The 17941-nt window shown below is 46.2% G+C and carries 16 protein-coding genes and 1 pseudogene; 13 read left to right on the forward strand and 4 right to left on the reverse strand.

What is annotated here, in order from left to right; translation table 11 throughout:
* Nucleotides 1–330: 330 nt before the first annotated feature.
* On the reverse strand, nucleotides 331–2664 hold the full coding sequence (locus J7E78_RS02435; protein ID WP_215074768.1) for a ribonucleoside-diphosphate reductase subunit alpha: 2334 nt from the start codon (nucleotides 2662–2664) through the stop codon (nucleotides 331–333).
* A gap of 774 nt (nucleotides 2665–3438) precedes the next feature.
* Here J7E78_RS02435 and J7E78_RS02440 point away from each other — a divergent pair.
* Entirely contained in the window at nucleotides 3439–3765 is a 327-nt protein-coding gene (locus J7E78_RS02440) for an MTH1187 family thiamine-binding protein (protein ID WP_017690882.1), read from the forward strand.
* 94 nt (nucleotides 3766–3859) lie between these two features.
* On the opposite strand, the gene J7E78_RS02445 is transcribed toward J7E78_RS02440, so the two are convergent.
* Complete coding sequence (locus J7E78_RS02445) at nucleotides 3860–4984, reverse strand: PsbP-related protein (RefSeq protein WP_215074769.1); 1125 nt, start codon at nucleotides 4982–4984, stop codon at nucleotides 3860–3862.
* 322 nt (nucleotides 4985–5306) lie between these two features.
* On the opposite strand from J7E78_RS02445, the gene J7E78_RS02450 reads away from it, so the two are divergent.
* The 7 genes and pseudogenes from J7E78_RS02450 to J7E78_RS02475 all read left to right on the forward strand — a co-directional run bounded on the left by J7E78_RS02450 (nucleotide 5307) and on the right by J7E78_RS02475 (nucleotide 10384).
* Entirely contained in the window at nucleotides 5307–5411 is a 105-nt protein-coding gene (locus J7E78_RS02450) for a hypothetical protein (protein WP_017690880.1), read from the forward strand.
* A 43-nt stretch (nucleotides 5412–5454) separates the two neighbouring features.
* Nucleotides 5455–5562 (forward strand): YjcZ family sporulation protein, encoded by a 108-nt coding sequence (locus J7E78_RS02455; RefSeq protein WP_215074770.1) that lies wholly within the window; start codon nucleotides 5455–5457, stop codon nucleotides 5560–5562.
* Between the two features lie 437 nt (nucleotides 5563–5999).
* Nucleotides 6000–6125, forward strand: coding sequence for a sporulation protein YjcZ (locus J7E78_RS02460; protein ID WP_083657338.1), 126 nt, complete (start codon nucleotides 6000–6002; stop codon nucleotides 6123–6125).
* A 979-nt stretch (nucleotides 6126–7104) separates the two neighbouring features.
* Entirely contained in the window at nucleotides 7105–7701 is a 597-nt protein-coding gene (locus tag J7E78_RS02465; RefSeq protein WP_215074771.1) for an RNA polymerase sigma factor, read from the forward strand.
* Nucleotides 7698–7802 (forward strand): annotated as a pseudogene (locus J7E78_RS29955) (zf-HC2 domain-containing protein); the annotation flags it as partial. The gene J7E78_RS02465 and the pseudogene J7E78_RS29955, both read left to right, overlap by 4 nt.
* A gap of 240 nt (nucleotides 7803–8042) precedes the next feature.
* On the forward strand, nucleotides 8043–8681 hold the full coding sequence (locus J7E78_RS29225) for an anti-sigma factor (protein ID WP_251034759.1): 639 nt from the start codon (nucleotides 8043–8045) through the stop codon (nucleotides 8679–8681).
* Between the two features lie 191 nt (nucleotides 8682–8872).
* Entirely contained in the window at nucleotides 8873–10384 is a 1512-nt protein-coding gene (locus tag J7E78_RS02475; RefSeq protein ID WP_215074773.1) for an HD domain-containing phosphohydrolase, read from the forward strand.
* Nucleotides 10385–10388: 4 nt separating this feature from the next.
* Here J7E78_RS02475 and J7E78_RS02480 read toward each other — a convergent pair whose 3' ends face one another.
* Complete coding sequence (locus J7E78_RS02480) at nucleotides 10389–11042, reverse strand: phosphatase PAP2 family protein (RefSeq protein WP_215074774.1); 654 nt, start codon at nucleotides 11040–11042, stop codon at nucleotides 10389–10391.
* Between the two features lie 477 nt (nucleotides 11043–11519).
* On the opposite strand from J7E78_RS02480, the gene J7E78_RS02485 reads away from it, so the two are divergent.
* The 4 genes from J7E78_RS02485 to J7E78_RS02500 all read left to right on the forward strand — a co-directional run bounded on the left by J7E78_RS02485 (nucleotide 11520) and on the right by J7E78_RS02500 (nucleotide 15555).
* Complete coding sequence (locus J7E78_RS02485; RefSeq protein WP_215074775.1) at nucleotides 11520–12935, forward strand: sensor histidine kinase; 1416 nt, start codon at nucleotides 11520–11522, stop codon at nucleotides 12933–12935.
* Nucleotides 12936–13143: 208 nt separating this feature from the next.
* Nucleotides 13144–14301 (forward strand): MFS transporter, encoded by a 1158-nt coding sequence (locus J7E78_RS02490; RefSeq protein ID WP_251034760.1) that lies wholly within the window; start codon nucleotides 13144–13146, stop codon nucleotides 14299–14301.
* A 50-nt stretch (nucleotides 14302–14351) separates the two neighbouring features.
* A complete protein-coding gene (locus J7E78_RS02495) occupies nucleotides 14352–15032 on the forward strand; it encodes an oxidoreductase (protein WP_215074776.1) in 681 nt (226 codons plus the stop codon).
* Nucleotides 15033–15180: 148 nt separating this feature from the next.
* Nucleotides 15181–15555, forward strand: coding sequence for a RidA family protein (locus J7E78_RS02500; protein WP_017690870.1), 375 nt, complete (start codon nucleotides 15181–15183; stop codon nucleotides 15553–15555).
* A 101-nt stretch (nucleotides 15556–15656) separates the two neighbouring features.
* Here J7E78_RS02500 and J7E78_RS02505 read toward each other — a convergent pair whose 3' ends face one another.
* Complete coding sequence (locus tag J7E78_RS02505; RefSeq protein ID WP_215074777.1) at nucleotides 15657–16415, reverse strand: tryptophan-rich sensory protein; 759 nt, start codon at nucleotides 16413–16415, stop codon at nucleotides 15657–15659.
* Between the two features lie 224 nt (nucleotides 16416–16639).
* Between J7E78_RS02505 and J7E78_RS02510 the strand changes: the two genes are divergently transcribed.
* Nucleotides 16640–17605, forward strand: a complete 966-nt coding sequence (locus J7E78_RS02510) for an arsenic resistance protein (RefSeq protein WP_215074778.1) — start codon at nucleotides 16640–16642, stop codon at nucleotides 17603–17605.
* Nucleotides 17606–17941: the final 336 nt, after the last annotated feature.

Genomic DNA, 17941 nt, shown 5'->3' on the forward strand with positions numbered 1-17941 from the left:
TACGATCGCTGTTATCCCCTGATTTTTTGAAACCCTCTTTCAAAGGGAAAAATCCGGTGATAAAGGCGAAGCATATGCTTCCGATGCAGCTTTCTTTCAGAAAGCTTTTAGCTCCGCTTCTTCAGCTTTTTTCTGTCCTCTTCGTTATCGTGTAATCATTAATTCTTTTATATATTAGGGTTGTATAATGTGGCATCTATATCAACATCTTGCGATGCTGTGATCGTGTTTTAGGCAAAAAAGAACCAGGGCAACGCCATTTTGCAATCAAAACAGAATGCCCTGGTGGTCATCGTGGATCTAGTCAATCTTCTCTATAACGGATAAAACTTAGCTTGCGCAAGAATCGCATTCTTCAATGGTTAATGCCCGGCTACGAACGTAATACGTCGATTTCATGCCGGCTCTCCAGGCGTGCAAGTGCAGTTCCAGGAATTCCGTTGCTTTGATATCCGGACGAACATACAGGTTGAAGCTCTGTCCCTGATCGACGTGGCGCTGACGCGCAGCAGCCATATTGATGGAAGCATGTTGATCGACCATGAATGCCGTTTTGTAATACCAGATCGTTTTTTCGGACAGATCAGGTGCCGGATTGGCAATCTTGTATGTTGTTTTCTCTTCATAAGACAACAGCTCATAGAGCGGATCAATGCTGGCTGTTGAACCTGCAATGATGGATGTGGAACCGTTAGGCGCAATGGCGAACAACCAGGCATTACGTACACCGTTTTGTCGTACTTCAGCTTGCAATTCTTTCCATTGTTCGGTTGTCACGAACTCGCCTACGCGCTCACCTGACGTGTACTCGCGTTGGTCGAAGTAGTGGCCGCTTTCCCAATCGGAACCTTTGAATTTAGGATAATGTCCTTTTTCTTTGGACAGCTCCATGCTGGCTTTCACAAGCAGGTAGTTAATTTTTTCGTACAGATTATCGTTATAGGTTACCGCTTCATCAGACTCCCAGCGAATGCCTTCGAGGGCAAGCAAGTGGTGAAGTCCGAATGTTCCCAGACCGACTGCACGATATTGGCTGTTGGTGTATTGGGCTTGCAGCACTTCGATGTTGTTAATGTCTATAACATTGTCCAGCATACGTACCTGAATCGGTACCAGACGCTCCAGTACATTGTGAGGCACGGCACGTGCCAAGTGAATGGAGTTCAGGTTGCAGACAACGAAATCGCCAGGTACTTTGGAAATCACGATGCGAGTCTGTCCATCTTTAGTTACGAGTTCTTCCTTTTCTACCACAGTGGCAGATTGGTTCTGCATGATCTCGGTACAAAGGTTGGATGAGTAGACCATACCGTGTGCACGATTCGGGTTCGCACGGTTAACGGTATCCCGGTAGAACATGTACGGTGTACCTGTTTCGAGTTGGGATTTCATCACACGTTTCATAATATCAATCGCTTGAACGGTGATACGGGACAATAACGGGTGGTTAACTGCTTCTTCGTATTTATCACGGAATGCACCTTCGCCAAAGGACTCATCGTAGAAATCTTCCAGTCCGAGCGGACGACCGTTCTCGTCTTTCCAGCCCATCACTTTCTTCGTTTCGTGCGGGCAGAACAAGCTCCATTCGCCACGGCTCGCTACCCGTTCCATGAACAAGTCAGGCAGACAGATCCCGTGGAATACATCATGGGCACGCATCCGTTCGTCACCGTTGTTCAGTTTCAGATCGAGGAAGGCCAGAATGTCTTTGTGGAAGACATCCAGATATACGGCAATGGCACCTTTACGTGTACCAAGCTGGTCTACGCTGACCGCTGTATTGTTTAGTTGGCGAATCCAAGGGATTACACCGGAACTTGTGTTTTTGTGTCCACGGATATCCGATCCGCGTGCTCTGACTTTACCGAGGTAAACACCGATGCCGCCGCCCATTTTGCTCAGACGTGCTACATCTGTATTGGAATCGAAGATACCTTCAAGTGAATCGTCCACGGTATCAATGAAGCAGCTTGAGAGCTGTCCAGCTACTTTTTTACCCGCATTGGACATCGTAGGTGTAGCTGCTGTCATATACATGTTGCTCATCGCCCAGTAAGCTTCCTTAACGAGATCCATACGTTTCTCAGCAGGCTCCTGATGCATCAGGTACATCGCGATAACCATATAACGCTCTTGAGGCAACTCCATCACTTTTCCGTCAAAATCGTGAGCGAGGTAACGTTCTGCCAGTGTGAGCAAGCCGATATAATCGAAGAGGAGATCGTTGCGGTAATCAATGCATTCAGCAAGTTCGTCGATCTGTTCTTTGGTGTAACACTCCAGCAATTCTTCACGGTAGATGCCTTTTTTCACGAGATCTACAAGAAGAGGATGGAATGCACCATAAGGCTCTTCCGGGTAAGATTTGTATCTGCGGTTGGTAGCCGCTTTTTTGTACAGGGAAGTGAGCAGGGAACGTGCCGCTGCAAATTTCCAGTTAGGCTCCTCTTTGGTTACCAGTTCCAGTGCGCTCATCATAAAAGCGTTGCTGATTTCGTCTCCGGTAACTTCATCACGGCGGAGCTTGCTATTTACCCCGCGTACCAGACGTTCCTTGTCGAGCATGTCCAGTCCTTCCAGAATACGGTCGGCATATACCGAGATGCGCATATCATCAAAGGCAAGCTGGCGGTTGTTCGGCTTGGTCACAACTTGTGGCATGAATATTCCTCGCTTTCGCATGTTTAAGAGATAAATTGGAGAAATTCTTTATATAAAGAATTGAGTGTCTTCTTACGGTGAGAAAAAGCAATAGGTTACGTTTTGCGGACTGAAACGGCGGTGACAAGTTCAGGTCTTAAATCGCTCAACTTGAGGTGCACAAAGCAGCACAATGCAGAACATGCTCATATAAAAAGCATTCTCCCGCCTCGCGGCTGAAAATGCCCATGGATGCTCTGGCTTCCTTACTGTCTTGGAGGTTCAGGATATCGACAGAAAAGAGTGCTTATGTAAGCTTTTGTCTATATGCAGATGTGCCTGTAGTTTGAGGATACCGGATGCAGTCCAAATAGCCCCGTTAACCTCCGTGTCAACTCTGTTTCGAGAAAGCGATTTACACCTACAGGGACGTGCCTTTGGAGGTGATTTCATCCTGTTTTTCGCGAGATTGCAGAAGGTGACTATTAGAAGCGGAGAAATCTAGTGTTACTACATTTTGTAGCTGTCAACATACTGTAACCCAACATATTGTGTTTGTAAAGTGGGCGGAACCAGTAAAACGTAATTCCGAGTATACCATTTAAGCCAGGAATCCGCAAAGGAAAAGGACTGGAAGATTTGAAGATTTATCAAAAAAAAATTTTGAACAATTTGAATGACGTCTTCACGTCAGTTTGAATTGGAACGCATTCAACTGGTAGAATAAAAATAGTCAAAAATCGACTAAAATCAGCGGCAGCGGTTGTTCACGGGGCCCAGAGGAGGCGGAGCAAAATGGCAATAGCAGAAGTGACTGTAATCCCAATCGGAACGGGTACAACCAGTCTAAGCAGTTATGTGGCGGACATGCAAAAGGTATTGGAACATCAACGGGGCATTACATATCAGTTAACTTCGATGAGCACCATTATTGAGGGACCGCTTAACGAGATCTTTACAGCAATTGCGGCTCTGCATGAAGCGCCGTTTTTGTCAGGAGCTCAGCGTGTTTCCACATCCGTCAAAATTGACGACCGTCGTGATAAACCGGATGCCTCAAGTATACAGAAGTTACAATCGGTTCAGGATAAACTGACGTCACTTCAGGCAAGACCCAATTAATTCCTAATGTAAATACTCTACATCCCTAAATCGAATGTCAAAAAGACCAGTTTTTTAAAGAGCTGGCCTTTTTGTATACTCATTTAAGATTAAATTAATCTGCAACTACCAATGAGGCACCAATCAAAGTAGCGTTGGTGTAACCACCGCCAACATTTTCAAAAGAGAAGTTGGTAATTGGAGCACCGGTAACCGTGGCATAATCACCGTCAAGCAAATCTCCGGTCGTTGCAGGATATAACGCTATAATATCGTTTCCGTTATCGTCCATGACATGAACGATAGAGAAGGTTGCTCCGAGCGAGTTATCTTCCTCAACTGAAATCACTTCACCGCTGACTTGCACGAATTGATCATAATAGTTAGCCACATTTTTATTCAGATGACGGGTTGTTACGTTGGTGTCAACGAGATCCTTCGCCTTTTTGCGGAGTTCTGCCGTGCTGGCAGGGAATACATCGCTATGCTTGCCAATGAAATCATATGAAGCCTGCTCCATAAAGGCTGTATCTTCCGTAATGTACGGAGTTAACTCATTAAAGAAATCGGCAGCTGATGCTGTGGCAGATGAATTTCCAGTCGTTGCAGTTTGCGCTGTTTGCTCTATAGGAGCAGTAATGCTTAGGGAATTCAGGATATCATCGATCTCGTCCTGATTATATGTATCCTTGGCATAGGTTAATGTCATGCTATAGAGTTCTGTATTGGTTGGAATCAGATATTGGACAAGAACAACATCTGTACCCGATGTGTGTTTATAGGACCCTTCCAAGACACCAGCACGATATTCTTTATAAGGCTTGTTCGTGTAGCTGGTTTTTTTATAATCGGAAATGCCGATACTTGAACCGTTTTGTGTGTAATAATCAACTACATTATTAGCGTATTCTTCAGGATTGATTGAACCGGTTGAGCTGGCCTCAATCGTCAGATTAATATTATCTGCAAATGTGGCTGATGAAGATTGGTCTGAAAAAGCAGCTTTAATGGATGGTACGTTCATTTGACTTGTATCTACGCTTTTCCAGGATTCAGGATATGCAAAAGAAAATCCTTCTCCACTATATGTAGTGTATTTCGTAGCTTTTGCTTCTGTTGAGGCAGTTTCAGTTGCCTTGGATGCTTCGGACGTTTGGTTATTGGTTGTTGTGTTTGTTTCTGAATTACCACAAGCACTAAGCAATGTGGCTAATGCCAAAATCGTAATAAGTTTCTTCATTATGTCTAATTTCTCCTAATGTGCTTCCCATCGGTTGGGATTTTTTCTAAGGTCATCATTTCGTTTGGGATAATCTAGTTTAGATGGTGAGCATGGAAACTCCTTTCTACTTTATTAGTAAAATAATAACATAAATAAAGATTTCAGTATTCATAATTAAAACGTATTTGAACATAACAGTCCGACTTAACAACTAACCCTGTATGTATTTGCAATTAGCGAATAGTCGGTGGAAAAAACAGCCCATTTTTGACCTGAGCCCGGTCCCATGTGTGATTGGTGCATATAGTGAACTGTACCTCAAATCAAAGGAGGGGTTTACATGAGTGGAGTAGTAGGTGGATACGGCGGCGCATGGACATCGACTGGCGCGATCTTGGTTCTCTTTATCTTGTTGGTTATCATCTCTAAAGCATTCTTGATCTAATAAACCGCTTGGACCCTAATATATTTGTAAAGGAGGGTTCTGCATGAGCAAAGTAGTTGAAGGCGTAGGATACGGCGGCTGGACATCGACTGGAGCAATCCTGGTTCTGTTCATTCTTCTCGTAATCATCACTAAATCATTGTGGGTATAATATGGCGAGCTCTGCCGGGCAACCGGTGGGGTTTTTTTTCTAGAGGACAAGCATGATGGAGAGCCAGGGAGATGAGATAGCTTGTGGTTGAACGGAAGAATTGGTGGATTTCAAGAAATGGAGGGACGGAGTATGCTTCGAAAATAGGGAAGGCACCTGATGGCTAAACGCCCATTTTGTCAAAATGAGGGCGATAGCCCGGTCCAGAGGTAGGCTGAATACATAGCTTAGGGGTGTAGGCAAATGTTAAGGAGGAATGAACAATGAGCGAAGTAAAACCAAACTCACCGAACGGACAGGGGCATGTATACAAACATATGGGAGGAAATGAACACATGTATGGATATCAATACACAGGTTACGATATGCACGGATATAACTGCGGTACAATGCCAATGGGATACGGTTACGGACATCAGCCTAATCAAGCTCCGATGATGCATGGTTATCACCAGGGCTGTGGAGTATCCTATGGTCATGGCGGTGGAAGCTGGGGTTCCATGGGTACGATCCTCGTACTGTTCATCTTGCTGGTCATCATCTCCAAAACGATGTTTATCTAAGTATTTGTGAGTGCAAGGAGGCTTTGCTGATCGTGGATCGTTACGATAGGTGCTCTAAATAAACTCTGAGTTCCAAATCGGGGCATAACGTATCTATGAGTTAGAAAGGGACAGTGTAGGATTTCATCCTGCGGTGTCCCTTTTTTTATTTCGGGAGTACTTTCTTTAACGAACTCCACAGACTCTATCCCATGAATTTCTGTCATTTCAAAAGTTTAACGAATCGTAGACATCTTATTATCTGAATCTGGGCATGCTTGGAGCCTATATTCATGAAGTGGCATGGATTAACGTGGCTGAGATTCGTTAGATTTTACATAGTACAGAAATCCTCAATATAAGGTGTGCAGGATTCGTTAGCGTCTGGTGCAGTCAGTGGGAGAACGGAAAGGTTTTAAAAGCAGAGCGAAGACTTTTCTCAATGGTGGTGGGGCGATTGTCTGTAGATGTTGCTAAGTTGAATATGTAGACATGGATAAACACCCGGAACCCAATTCCGGGTGCTATGTGTATGTTTTCAATCTTCTCAAGAATAAGTGATATCCAAAACAACAAAAGCCCTACCTCTCTTTTGTCCTTGCGGCTCCGATGACCGCGCCAGTGTGAATGGGAACATCTTGTGAAACTCTGTACTACCGGGTTATTGTGATTCAGGTTCTTCAATCTTCATAGGTTAATTGTGCTTAAATTCGCTGCGGTCGCAGCATGAAGAAAATATTCCGGGGTTTAAAGAAGACAGAAATCATATGAGGTTGTTAAATACAACTTTTATAGTATATCACAAGTTGTAACTTTCTGCAATAAAAAGGAAAGCGCGACCAGAGCAACATGTTTTCGGACTGTTTTTATGTTAGAAAGTGAAAGGTTAGTTTGAAAAGATACAGAAAATTTTTCAAACTATCTCTTCATAGGAGTAATCCTCTTCAAAAGATTCTGCGTAGGTTATAATAAGAGGGAAGAAACAGAAAGGGGCCCTCGCATGACTGAATCGATGGAGGACAGCAGGTTAATGCGGCAGATCGCGGAACGTGATGCCTCCGCACTGGAGCTTTTATATGACCGTTATGAGCGAGCGGTGTATTCTTTTGCCTACCGGATCGTTGGTGATCCCATGACGGCAGAAGAGACCGTTCAGGAACTTTTTATGCGGGTCTGGAATAATGCTGAACGTTACGATGCCTCACAGGGGAAGCTGACCACATGGATGTTTGCGATTACGCGTAACATTGCAGTGGACATGCTGAGGCGGAAATCAAAAGGGGCAGCGGCTACTTCAGTTGAACACGAGACACTGGCGGCTTATGCCGATGAAGATACGAACACGGAAGAAGAAGTGCAGCGTAAATGGGAAGGTACCCGGATTAAAGAGGCGTTGTCCCAATTGAACGGTGATCAGCAACAAGTTATAGAATCGATTTATTATGCGGGATTAACCCAGCAGGAAGTATCCAGCCGATTCGGGATTCCGCTGGGTACAGTAAAGAGCCGTGTCAGGCTTGCCATGCGACAGCTCCAAAAGTTGCTGGCCGATGCTGAATTGCATCCGGACGCGGGAAGGGAGGGCATACATCCATGATAGAACGACATGAGGAGTGGTCTGATCTGGCACCGATGTATGTGCTGGGCGGACTGGAAGCAGAGGAAGTGGCGGCGTTTGAAGCGCATATGGCAACTTGCGAACCTTGCCGCCAGGAGGTGAGGGAATTGCAGGAAGTGACTGGCTTCCTGGCACTTGCGGCGGAACCTGTAGCACCGCCGCAAGGCATGCGAGCACGTGTGCTGGGCAACGTGCTCGAACATCTGCAGGAGAGCGCCGAGGCGAAGCCGGCGGCGCCTCCTGCAGAGCCTGAAGCACCCGTGGTGCTTCAGGAGGATCTTGCGCCGCAGCACAAACGTGCGGCGCAGCCCGGGCCAGGCTTGCCGCCGGTAACGGCGGTGCCTGCGGCCCGGGTGGAAGAGGCTGCCCAGGCACAGCCATGGCAGCCACAAGCACGCGCGCGTGCGCGCAGCAGCAGCGCCTGGCGCATAGCCAGTGCTGGCCTTGCGGCCGCGGCACTGTTGCTCGGCGTGTACACGGCGCAGCTGCAAAGCCAGATCGACTCGCTAACGCAGCAAGCGGCGGGCTCGTCGGCTACGCAAGAGCAGCTGGTGCAGGCACAGGCGCAGAATGCGCAGCTGCAAGAGCAGCTGGCATCAGCTCTGAAGCCTGCACAGGGCATGCAGACTGGCGAGGCAGTGAAGCTGAATCCTGCAACGCAGGACATTGTAGCTCAGGGTCTCGCAACCATCGTTATTGACAGCAAAGGCACTCACTTGGTTGTGCAGGCTGAGAACCTGCCAAACCTGGAAGGCAACGAGGCTTTTCAGGTCTGGTTGATCAAAGGAGATACCCCTCAGAATGCGGGCACTTTCCTTAGTCGTGACGGGACGGGAGCGGTATACTACACATTGGATTCGGCCAACGACTATGATACGGTTGCGATCACGCTTGAACCGGATGCAATGGGGGATGAGCCGCGCGGTACGATGATTCTGGCTGCCAAGATTAAAGGATAAATATAGGATATATCACCAAAGGCTGCTCCGTTGTGGAGCAGCCTTTTTGTGTTTCCAGTCCTGGTGCCTACCCACTTGGATTGTATTAATTTTTTTTGTCGGATTGACCGATAAACAAATAGAATGCAATACCCTTAATCTCCCCGTGTCTCAAGGGAGAACTGGTTGCACATAGAGAGTGAGGGGTTCAGTTGGAAGCATACCGTTCATTTATCTTTCGCCTGATACGCAATTATCTGATCGGTTCACTGGCAGCTGTTTTTGTTGTCGGTACAGTAGTTATGGTATCTACTCTGCAAATACCAAATATTCAATTTGTTCGACTCATCTTCATTGTACTGATTTCACTCTTGTTCATGCTGGTTGCAGAATTAATTACGCTGTGGGTGCAGCTTGGCCCCATAAGACAATTTTTCACTTCCCAGCATCATGAGAGAGACGAATTGAACCACATGTATGAGAAAATTCATCGTTTCCCGGGACAGACCATATATCGGATCATGGGTCCGCACATGCTTGGCTTCTCACTTCCGGCAGCCGGATTAACAATATGGATGATATCCACAGGGTGGCTTGAATTCCCTTACTTGTATATTGTCGTGGCCGCTGCGTGTGCCTTTCTGATTGCCATCATGCATGCGCTAATTGAATATTACCTAACGGTACGGGCGATTAGACCTCTGTTACTTGAGATTCGTCATCGAGGTAAAGTCCAATACGGGATGGAACCTTCACTGGGAGGGCGCATCCTGGTATCGATCCAGCGTAAATTTCAGCTAAGTACGGCACTGATTGGATTATTTCCGCTATTTCTATTTTTCCTTGCTACATATATCCGGCTTCAGTATATGGACAGTGAATTTGCCAAAGAGTACATTCTGTGGGGAATTCTGATCGTTGTTCTGGGCGCGGGGTTTGCTCTGGTGGGAAGCTGGCTGTTGATTCGCGATGTTCGTGATCCGGTTGCTGAACTGACACATGAGATGAACCGAATTCAGGGGGGAGATCTTGGCAGACGAGCTCCGGATCTATATGCGGATGAGTTTTCGGCACTGATTTCTGGATTCAATATGATGATTAATCGGCTGGAGATGAGACAGGAACGCAATCGACAACTGTTGCAAAGTTATTTTTCTACACTGGCTGCTGCTTTAGATGCCCGAGATAAGTACACGGCAGGGCATTCCATGCGTGTGGCAGAGTATTCGCTGATGATTGGCAAGTTAAGCGGGATGAATGAGGAACAGGCGGATTTATTGTACAAATCAGCCCTGCTTCATGATATCGGGAAAATCGGCATACCTGATGAGGTACTGCTGAAGGATGGAAAACTAAGTGATGAAGAATTCGCGATTATTCGCACACATCCCGTGCAGGGAGAGAGTATTTTGTTACAGATAGAGCCTATTGATGCCATGGCCGACTTTCTGCCAGGTGTACGATCTCACCATGAGAGATATGATGGTAAAGGATACCCGGATGGGATGGCTGGTGATGATATTCCCCTTTTTGGCCGTATCATTGCGGTAGCGGATGCCTTTGATGCCATGACGTCTGATCGACCATACCGGAACGGGATGAGTCACGAGAAAGCGCTAACGATTTTGGAAGAAGGAAAAGGGACCCAATGGGACCCCTATTTTGCAGGCTTATTTATTGATGAATGGAGACGAAAACAGCATCCTCAGAAACCATCGAAGTGAGGGATCAGTTGATCCCCTCTGTCCACTTCGATTCTTTTCTGCGTCTCCGGTGTAGAGCGAGGCCTGTTATGATGGTGAGAACACATTCGCCGAGTATGACTGCACCCAAGGCGTCATAGATCACATGTTGTTTGATCAATAGCGTGGATACTATGATGGTTGCTGCCCCGGCGGCCACCAAAATCTTGATGGGTTTGCGGATGCTTGGAACCGAGAGAACGGCACGCATAACGAGATAAGAGTGAAGAGAATGAATACTTGGAAAACAATTATAAGGACGATCTTGGCTATAGAGCCATCCGAGAACAGATGCTCCCAGGCCTGTACCCGTCAGTTCCGGGCGCGGTACCATGGTCTGAAAGTTGAAGTAGATCAGATAACATATCCAGACACAGATATTCATGGATAACAAGACGCGGTAATACGTCAGGCGATCCTTGGCACACAGGTAAGCGAGCACACCGAATACAAACGGGTACCAGCCCAAATATGGAATGGACATGCCAGGCACGTAGGGAATAATCCGGTCGAGCGGTGAATCCAGTACTACGAACCCGCGTTCTGGACTATTAAGAATATCATAGAAGAGCCCCATGACAGCCAAAGACAGCATCAAACTCAATGACAGCCAATAGGATTTGTTTTTTAACAATTGCACAACACCTTACTCCTTTCATTCATGCTCCCTGGGAGCATGACCCCAGCAAATAACTATATAAGTTGCACTATACATTCATTCACACGAGAACGAAGAGGACAGAAATAACCTGAAGAAGCGGAGCTAAAAGCTTTCTGGAAGAAAGCTGCATCGGAAGCATATGCTTCGCCTTTATCCACGGATTTTCCCTTTCAGTAAAGGGAATCGAAAAAATCTGGGATAACAGCGATCAGAAGGTTGTTCTGTCATCGGAGTGGCAAGTGTAATTATTCTTTAGTTCAATCTATATAGTAGTTTAAATTTAAACAACAATATATTCTACTACGACCAGCGCACAAATTGAATCCTGATTTGTGTATTTTTGTGTATTTTTTTGACGAAGAAGGAATGTCGAAGCTTCAATGGGCATGATATGATAGAGACACATACGGACGAAGGCACTTAGACCAGTAAAGTCGGTACAACAGGAGTGAGGGAATGCAATTTTCAAAAATGTTCGTATTGAATATGGGGATGCTTATTACCATTGCATATCTTGCTAGTGTGTTCTATAAATATGTCTTAATACGTACCTCTTCCCGAGTGAAGCAGATCAGTTCAGTGCTTGTCCTTATATTTGCAGGTTGGATCAGTACGGTTTTTGGGTTTCAACTCACCGATGAAGTGGTCTTTGACCTCCGATATGTTCCTTTAATTGTTGCCGTTCTAACGTATAGACAACCCTATAGCGTGATCATCGTTGGTATTGGAATTGGGCTGTCGAGGCTGACTTTTGGCATCACGGATGCTACATTGGCGGCAGTACTTAACATGTCTATTTTGGGCGTGATATGTGCAGGTCTGAATATATGGATGAGACGCAGCAACTACAGGCTGATTATTAAAGGCATACTTGTTACAGTTATCGTCAATGTGGTCAACTCTATAAACATTGCTATCGTTGGTGTGATCCCGGCTACATACTTCTTTTCACATATTATGCCTTATACACTCCCTACAGGCATTTTTCTGAGTCTTATTTTTGCATTTATTTTACGTGATTTTCAGAATGAACAGAATCGAATTTTGCTGATCCAGAGTACGAACCGGCTATTGTCTGTGCAAAAGGAAGAGTTACAGAAAGCCCAGATTGTACTGGAGGATCGAGCGAAACAATTGATGATTGCCTCACAGTACAAATCGGAATTTCTCGCCAATATGTCTCATGAACTGCGTACACCGCTCAATAGTGTCATTAACTTTGCCCAGATGATCAGCGAGAATGCCGACACGATGGATCAGGAGGATATTGTACGTTTTGCCAATATGATCGACCACTCCGGGCAGGAGCTGCTCACGCTCATTAACGATATTCTGGATCTGTCCAAAGTGGAAGCGGGGCGGCTGGATATTGTACTGGAGGATATCAGTGTCGCACAGCTTACAGAAGATGCCATGAGCCACTTTCAGCTCGTTGCCGAGAAAAAGGGAATTCAGTTGGTTCTGAATAAAAAACAAGAACTGCCCGAGACGCTCTGGTCTGATCCCCAGCGGGTACAACAGATTTTGCGGAATCTGATGTCCAATGCCATCAAGTTCACTCACCGGGGGAAGGTCACGCTGATCGTAAGCGCCAAGCAGATTAAGAATACAGGTATTCAGAATCGATGGCTTATTTTCTCCGTTCAGGATACAGGTATTGGCATTTCTGAGGACAAGCATCATTCCATATTTGAAGCCTTTCAGCAGGCTGACGGGTCGATTAGTCGAAAATTTGGCGGTACCGGACTAGGCCTGTCGATCAGTCGGGATTTAGCGAGATTACTGGGGGGATCGATTGAACTTGAGAGCACTGAAGGTAAAGGAAGCACCTTCCATCTCTATCTTCCGTTGGACCGTGAAAAAAGGAGTTGACAACCTTCGCGCCGTGAGTAGAATTTGGGATGACAACTAGCATCGACCGGCTTTTGAGACCCGGTCTAAGGAGTGTATCCCCATACAGAAGACGGTCAATGTTAACCCTCCCCCGTCAGCAAGCAAACCACGGCGCAAGGGTTCGACACAACGCACAAATTTATCAATTGCAACATGGGAGGGTATACCGGCAATTATTTTACAGACCTTGCTGGGAGGCCCGTTTTTAACCGGATTTCTGCTGTACCTTGGGGCCGGGTCGAGACATATCGGCTTTGTGCTCGCGATTACAACGTTCGTAAACATTGCCCAGATCGGAGCAGCTTACTGGATGCAACGTATTCGCAGCCGTAAACGCATGCTGCTGCTGTTTGTGGGCACACATCGTATCTTGTGGAGTGCAACGGGACTGATTCCGTTTATATTTCCCAAAGAGTGGTGGGTAAGCGTATATATTGGCGTGTATACGGTTGCTTTTATATCAAATACCATCGGCGGCATGATCTGGACTTCACTAATTGGCGACATCGTACCTGCCAAGGTGAGAGGGCGTTATTTTGGAATTCGAAATACGATTCTGAATGCTCTTGGAAGCGTATGCTTGTTCGCAGGAGGTATAGTTTTGGACCGTTACCCCGGAGAAATGGGCTTTCTGATCCTGTTTATTCCGGTGTGGATCTGTGCTATTGCCAATACAGTCATCTATTTCTTCTATCCGGACGTTCCCTTTGAACGTTCTACCGAAAAGGTTTTCTGGCGGATGTTTATCAAGCCGTTCCAGGATCGTTCTTTTCTTAAAGCAACGCTGTTCCTGGCTGTCTGGTTATTGATCCAGACCTTGATTGTTCCGCTCTATTCATATGTTATGTTGGATCTATTGAACATTAATTATCAGACCGTATCCCTGATTACGGTAGTCCAGACGCTGGTTATGATGGCCGGTTTCTATGTCTGGGGCAATCTGAATGCCAGATTCAGCAACAAAACCCTTTTATTTTGGACATTGCCAGTCATTGCACTCTCCTGTTTGTCGTGGGGTTTAATGTCGTTCATGCCCGTATTGATCGCACTATTTCTATCTCATATCTTCCTTGGGATCGGTGTGGGTGGATTCAATCAGCTGGCATTTAACTTTACGATTGGAGACACACCCAAAAGTGAAAGACCGATGTTTGTCGCTGTGTATTCGGCTCTGACCGGAGTAACTTCGTTTCTTGGGCCGTTGTTGGGTGGCTGGCTGTATGAAAAGATGGAAACCTGGTCCGATGCGCTGGCCTGGATCTCAGCCTATGGATTTCAGGTGGGGGTTGGTGTCATGATGCTGATTCTTACGTTTACCCTTGGACGTCGTGTACTGTTAAAATAGAAATGATATCGCATAACTTAACATAACGATGGCGAAGTGGAGGGATGTAATTGAATCGTCTCGAACGGAAAGCCTTGGTGATTGGAGCCACTGGGCTTGTAGGCGAATTACTGGTTCATAATCTCTTGGAGCATTCGGCATACAGCTTGGTTCGCGTTCTGGTTAGACGTCCACTTGAGCTGCAACATCCCAAACTGGAACAGCATGTGGTGGACTGGGAACAGCTGGAGAGCCAAGACCACTTATTCGATGGAATCGATGACCTGTACTGTTGTTTGGGGACAACGATCAAAAAAGCAGGGAGTCAGGACAATTTCCGTCAGGTAGATTATCATTACCCGGTTCGTGCAGCTACCATTGCGAAGCAACATGGTGTATCACAGATGCTGGTGATCTCCTCCATGGGAGCGAGTGCAGATTCCCGGGTCTTTTACAGTCGAACCAAAGGGGAAATGGAGGACGCATTGTCCGATATCGGTTTTCCGTCATTGCATATCTTTCGCCCTTCCTTAATTCTGGGAGATCGAAACGAGAAGTGGTTTGGTGAGCAGATGGCTGCCTATGCCATGAAGTTTCTGGATCGCTGGATGAAAGGCAGAGGGGACAAATACCGGGCGGTCCACGCCGCAACCATTGCACAGGCCATGACAAATATTGCGATGGTGCAAGCCAAGGGAAGCCATGTGTATTCAAATGAAGTCATTCATGTCCTTGGCGTGGACGGGGGCTAAGAAACCTTTGAACGAGCTGTTTACTTCATGTGGCTAGGGAGGAGCGTTTCTCGCTCGAGGAAGATCGTGGTATAATAGGCAACAAAAATGAGTTCGAACCCTGACTCCATGCGGCAGCAGGATAACGAACATGAAGGAGAACTCGTCCATGAAAAAACCAATCTCTACCGATCAGGCGCCAGGCGCCATTGGTCCATACAGTCAAGCCGTTGATGCAGGCGATTTCATCTACACTTCCGGACAGCTTGGTCTGAATCCCCAAACAGGAGAGTTCGGCGCAGATGTACAGGAGCAGACACGTCTGTCCTTGAGCAATGTGAAGGCTATCCTTGAAGCAGCAGGCACAAGTATGGATAAAATCGTGAAAACGACGGTGTTCCTGAAGGACATGAATGATTTCGTTCCTGTGAATGAAGTGTATAGTACGTTCTTTGAACAGCCGTATCCTGCGCGCAGTGCAGTGGAAGTTGCTCGTTTGCCAAAAGATGCACTGGTGGAGATTGAGGTTATTGCTCTTAAATAGGACAACCTTCATCGCTCCGGCATAAAGCAAAAAGCCGATTTCAGGTCGAATGACCAGAATCGGCTTTTTGCTTTATGTTTATCCGTTATGTTGGAGGTCGCTTAATCACGATCCTGATTACGGGCGAAGAACAGCCATACCGCGTAGATGGCCAGTACGATCGCAATGATGATTGCCGTATAATATACGGAAGTGATATCCTTTTGTTTAAGTGCAATGGCGATATACGCCCATGTGAATACAAGTGGGTATATGCTATCGCGATAACGGAAGCTAACGAGTACAGCCAGCACCATACCCACAATCAGCATAATGATCGTCCAGGTCGGTTCGCTGATACCAAAACCATCCCAGCCAATTTTATATAACAGTACAGCTGCATTGACAATCGTTGCCACGCTAATCCATCCCAGATAGATGCTGAATGGCAGCTTCACAAGCCAGATCTCAGCAGTGGTTGGAACCGTAATGGTACGTGTTTTTACATACAACATGATCAAGGACAACAGAAGCAGTACAATAATCAGTAAAGCGAGACCAGTCTGCAAGTTTTGAAAAGCAAAAATCCAGGCTACGTTAAAGGCACAGCTTGCCAGGAACCAATACCCGAGACGGGTGATGGAGTCCCTTTTCCACGAAGCAGGCACGAACTGATAGATTACAAACCCTGCCAGCAGCAGGTAGATCAGTCCCCATATGGAGAAGGCATATCCCGCAGGTGTGAGTAGCACAGGATACATATCCGATACTTCCTTGTTGGTTCTGCCCCCGATCGGCAGAGCGTTGGAAAGGTAGTTCACGATAATTACAGCGATAAAACCAATGGCGTTTAACCACTTGTACGGATTGTTACGTGACATTGTGTTTCCTCCTTGGTTTAACGAATGAATGAACCACGGGTCAGCCTACAATGAATATACCCAGTTCTTGCACATTCTAATAACAGCCGCAAAAAAATCACAAGTTGATCTTTCAGACCTTGTGCTCTGCCGCTACGTTGGAACGGTACTCTGTCCCAGTGTACGCGAAGCGAAGCAGAAATATGTCCATGCCCACGATGTCCCATTAGAAGTGGAGGAAGAGAATGCTCACAAGAGAAACGATGGAGAAACAGCAAACCGGGTTCTATTTAGTTGCACTGTTCTTAGGGGCAGCGATAGGGCTGAGTAATCCAATATGGGGGAATGTTTTACACTACACCGTGTCCGCGGTTCTTGCTGTTCTGTTATACAGCATGTTTGTACAGATTCCCTTTTTACAGTTAAAAGAGTCTTGGTCCAACCTTCGATTTATGGGGGCGCTACTGGTGGCTAATTTTATCGTTGTACCTATAGTTGTATGGTTGCTTACACTTGTCTTTCCCCAATCACCAGGCGTTCTGATCGGAGTCTATCTGGTACTGTTAACACCCTGTATTGATTACGTCATTGTGTTCACACAGCTCGGCAGGGGTGATGAGAAGTTGATGCTCGCCGCAACACCTCTTTTATTTGTTATACAAATGATCTTGTTGCCGTTTTATTTATGGCTATTGATGGGTACCGAGGTAGCGCAGATCATGCAGGTAGGGCCGTTTGTGGAGGCTTTTCTGTTCCTGATCGTTATTCCACTGCTGCTCGCTGTTGTTACACAAGTTTTCTCCAGAGGTAAAGTGAGCGGGGAGCGGGTCATGAATGCCACGGCATGGCTTCCGGTTCCGATGATGGCACTCGCGCTAATCGTGGTTGTCGCTTCCCAGATTGGCAAAGTCTACAATGATATGGCGATTATCGTGAACGTCATTCCGATCTACGTTGCTTTTCTGATCATTATGCCTTGGTTATCTCGGATCATCGCCAATGGATTTCGATTAAATCCAGGTGCAGGGCGGGCGTTGATTTTCAGTTCAGCCACACGGAATTCGTTAGTTGTTCTGCCGCTAGCGCTGGCACTCCCGCCAGAATGGGCAACTATCGCTGCGGCTGTTATTGTTACACAGACGATGGTGGAGCTTGCAGGGGAATTAATCTACATTCGACTTGTACCTGCGGTGATTTTGCGGGATCGGTGAGCGTACTAGGGTGTATCTATGTTATGATCTAATATAATGAATAAAACCATTTTTGGTAAATAAAAGGGGGTTATGAGTATCCTTACTTACCGAAAGATCATGTTCTACCTGGATATTATACTTGTACCGTTCATCATCATCTTTTTTTCCATAGCAGCTCATACAACGGGAAATAAAGTTTATTATCTCTACTTTGGTGTAGCTGTAGCCGCAATCTTTCGGAGCGTATCCTATCTTAGAAAAGAAAGAGCCAACAAGTCGTCATGATATAGGCTATTTTCTGTAAAAGTAAAATAAAAAGAGTACTTCCGATGGGTTGAACCGCTCCCTGTCAAG

This window comes from Paenibacillus polymyxa (assembly GCF_018614975.1).
Taxonomy (GTDB): domain Bacteria; phylum Bacillota; class Bacilli; order Paenibacillales; family Paenibacillaceae; genus Paenibacillus; species Paenibacillus polymyxa_E.

Bases quoted from the DNA above. Each gene is read 5' to 3' on its own strand.
- J7E78_RS02455 (WP_215074770.1), top strand. From the start codon at position 5,455: ATGAGCAAAGTAGTTGAAGGCGTAGGATACGGCGGCTGGACATCGACT.
- J7E78_RS02435 (WP_215074768.1), bottom strand. From the start codon at position 2,664: ATGCCACAAGTTGTGACCAAGCCGAACAACCGCCAGCTTGCCTTTGAT.
- J7E78_RS02510 (WP_215074778.1), top strand. From the start codon at position 16,640: ATGCTCACAAGAGAAACGATGGAGAAACAGCAAACCGGGTTCTATTTA.
- J7E78_RS02485 (WP_215074775.1), top strand. From the start codon at position 11,520: ATGCAATTTTCAAAAATGTTCGTATTGAATATGGGGATGCTTATTACC.
- J7E78_RS02460 (WP_083657338.1), top strand. From the start codon at position 6,000: ATGCATGGTTATCACCAGGGCTGTGGAGTATCCTATGGTCATGGCGGT.
- J7E78_RS02500 (WP_017690870.1), top strand. From the start codon at position 15,181: ATGAAAAAACCAATCTCTACCGATCAGGCGCCAGGCGCCATTGGTCCA.
- J7E78_RS02440 (WP_017690882.1), top strand. From the start codon at position 3,439: ATGGCAATAGCAGAAGTGACTGTAATCCCAATCGGAACGGGTACAACC.
- J7E78_RS02465 (WP_215074771.1), top strand. From the start codon at position 7,105: ATGACTGAATCGATGGAGGACAGCAGGTTAATGCGGCAGATCGCGGAA.
- J7E78_RS02450 (WP_017690880.1), top strand. From the start codon at position 5,307: ATGAGTGGAGTAGTAGGTGGATACGGCGGCGCATGGACATCGACTGGC.
- J7E78_RS02445 (WP_215074769.1), bottom strand. From the start codon at position 4,984: ATGAAGAAACTTATTACGATTTTGGCATTAGCCACATTGCTTAGTGCT.
- J7E78_RS02505 (WP_215074777.1), bottom strand. From the start codon at position 16,415: ATGTCACGTAACAATCCGTACAAGTGGTTAAACGCCATTGGTTTTATC.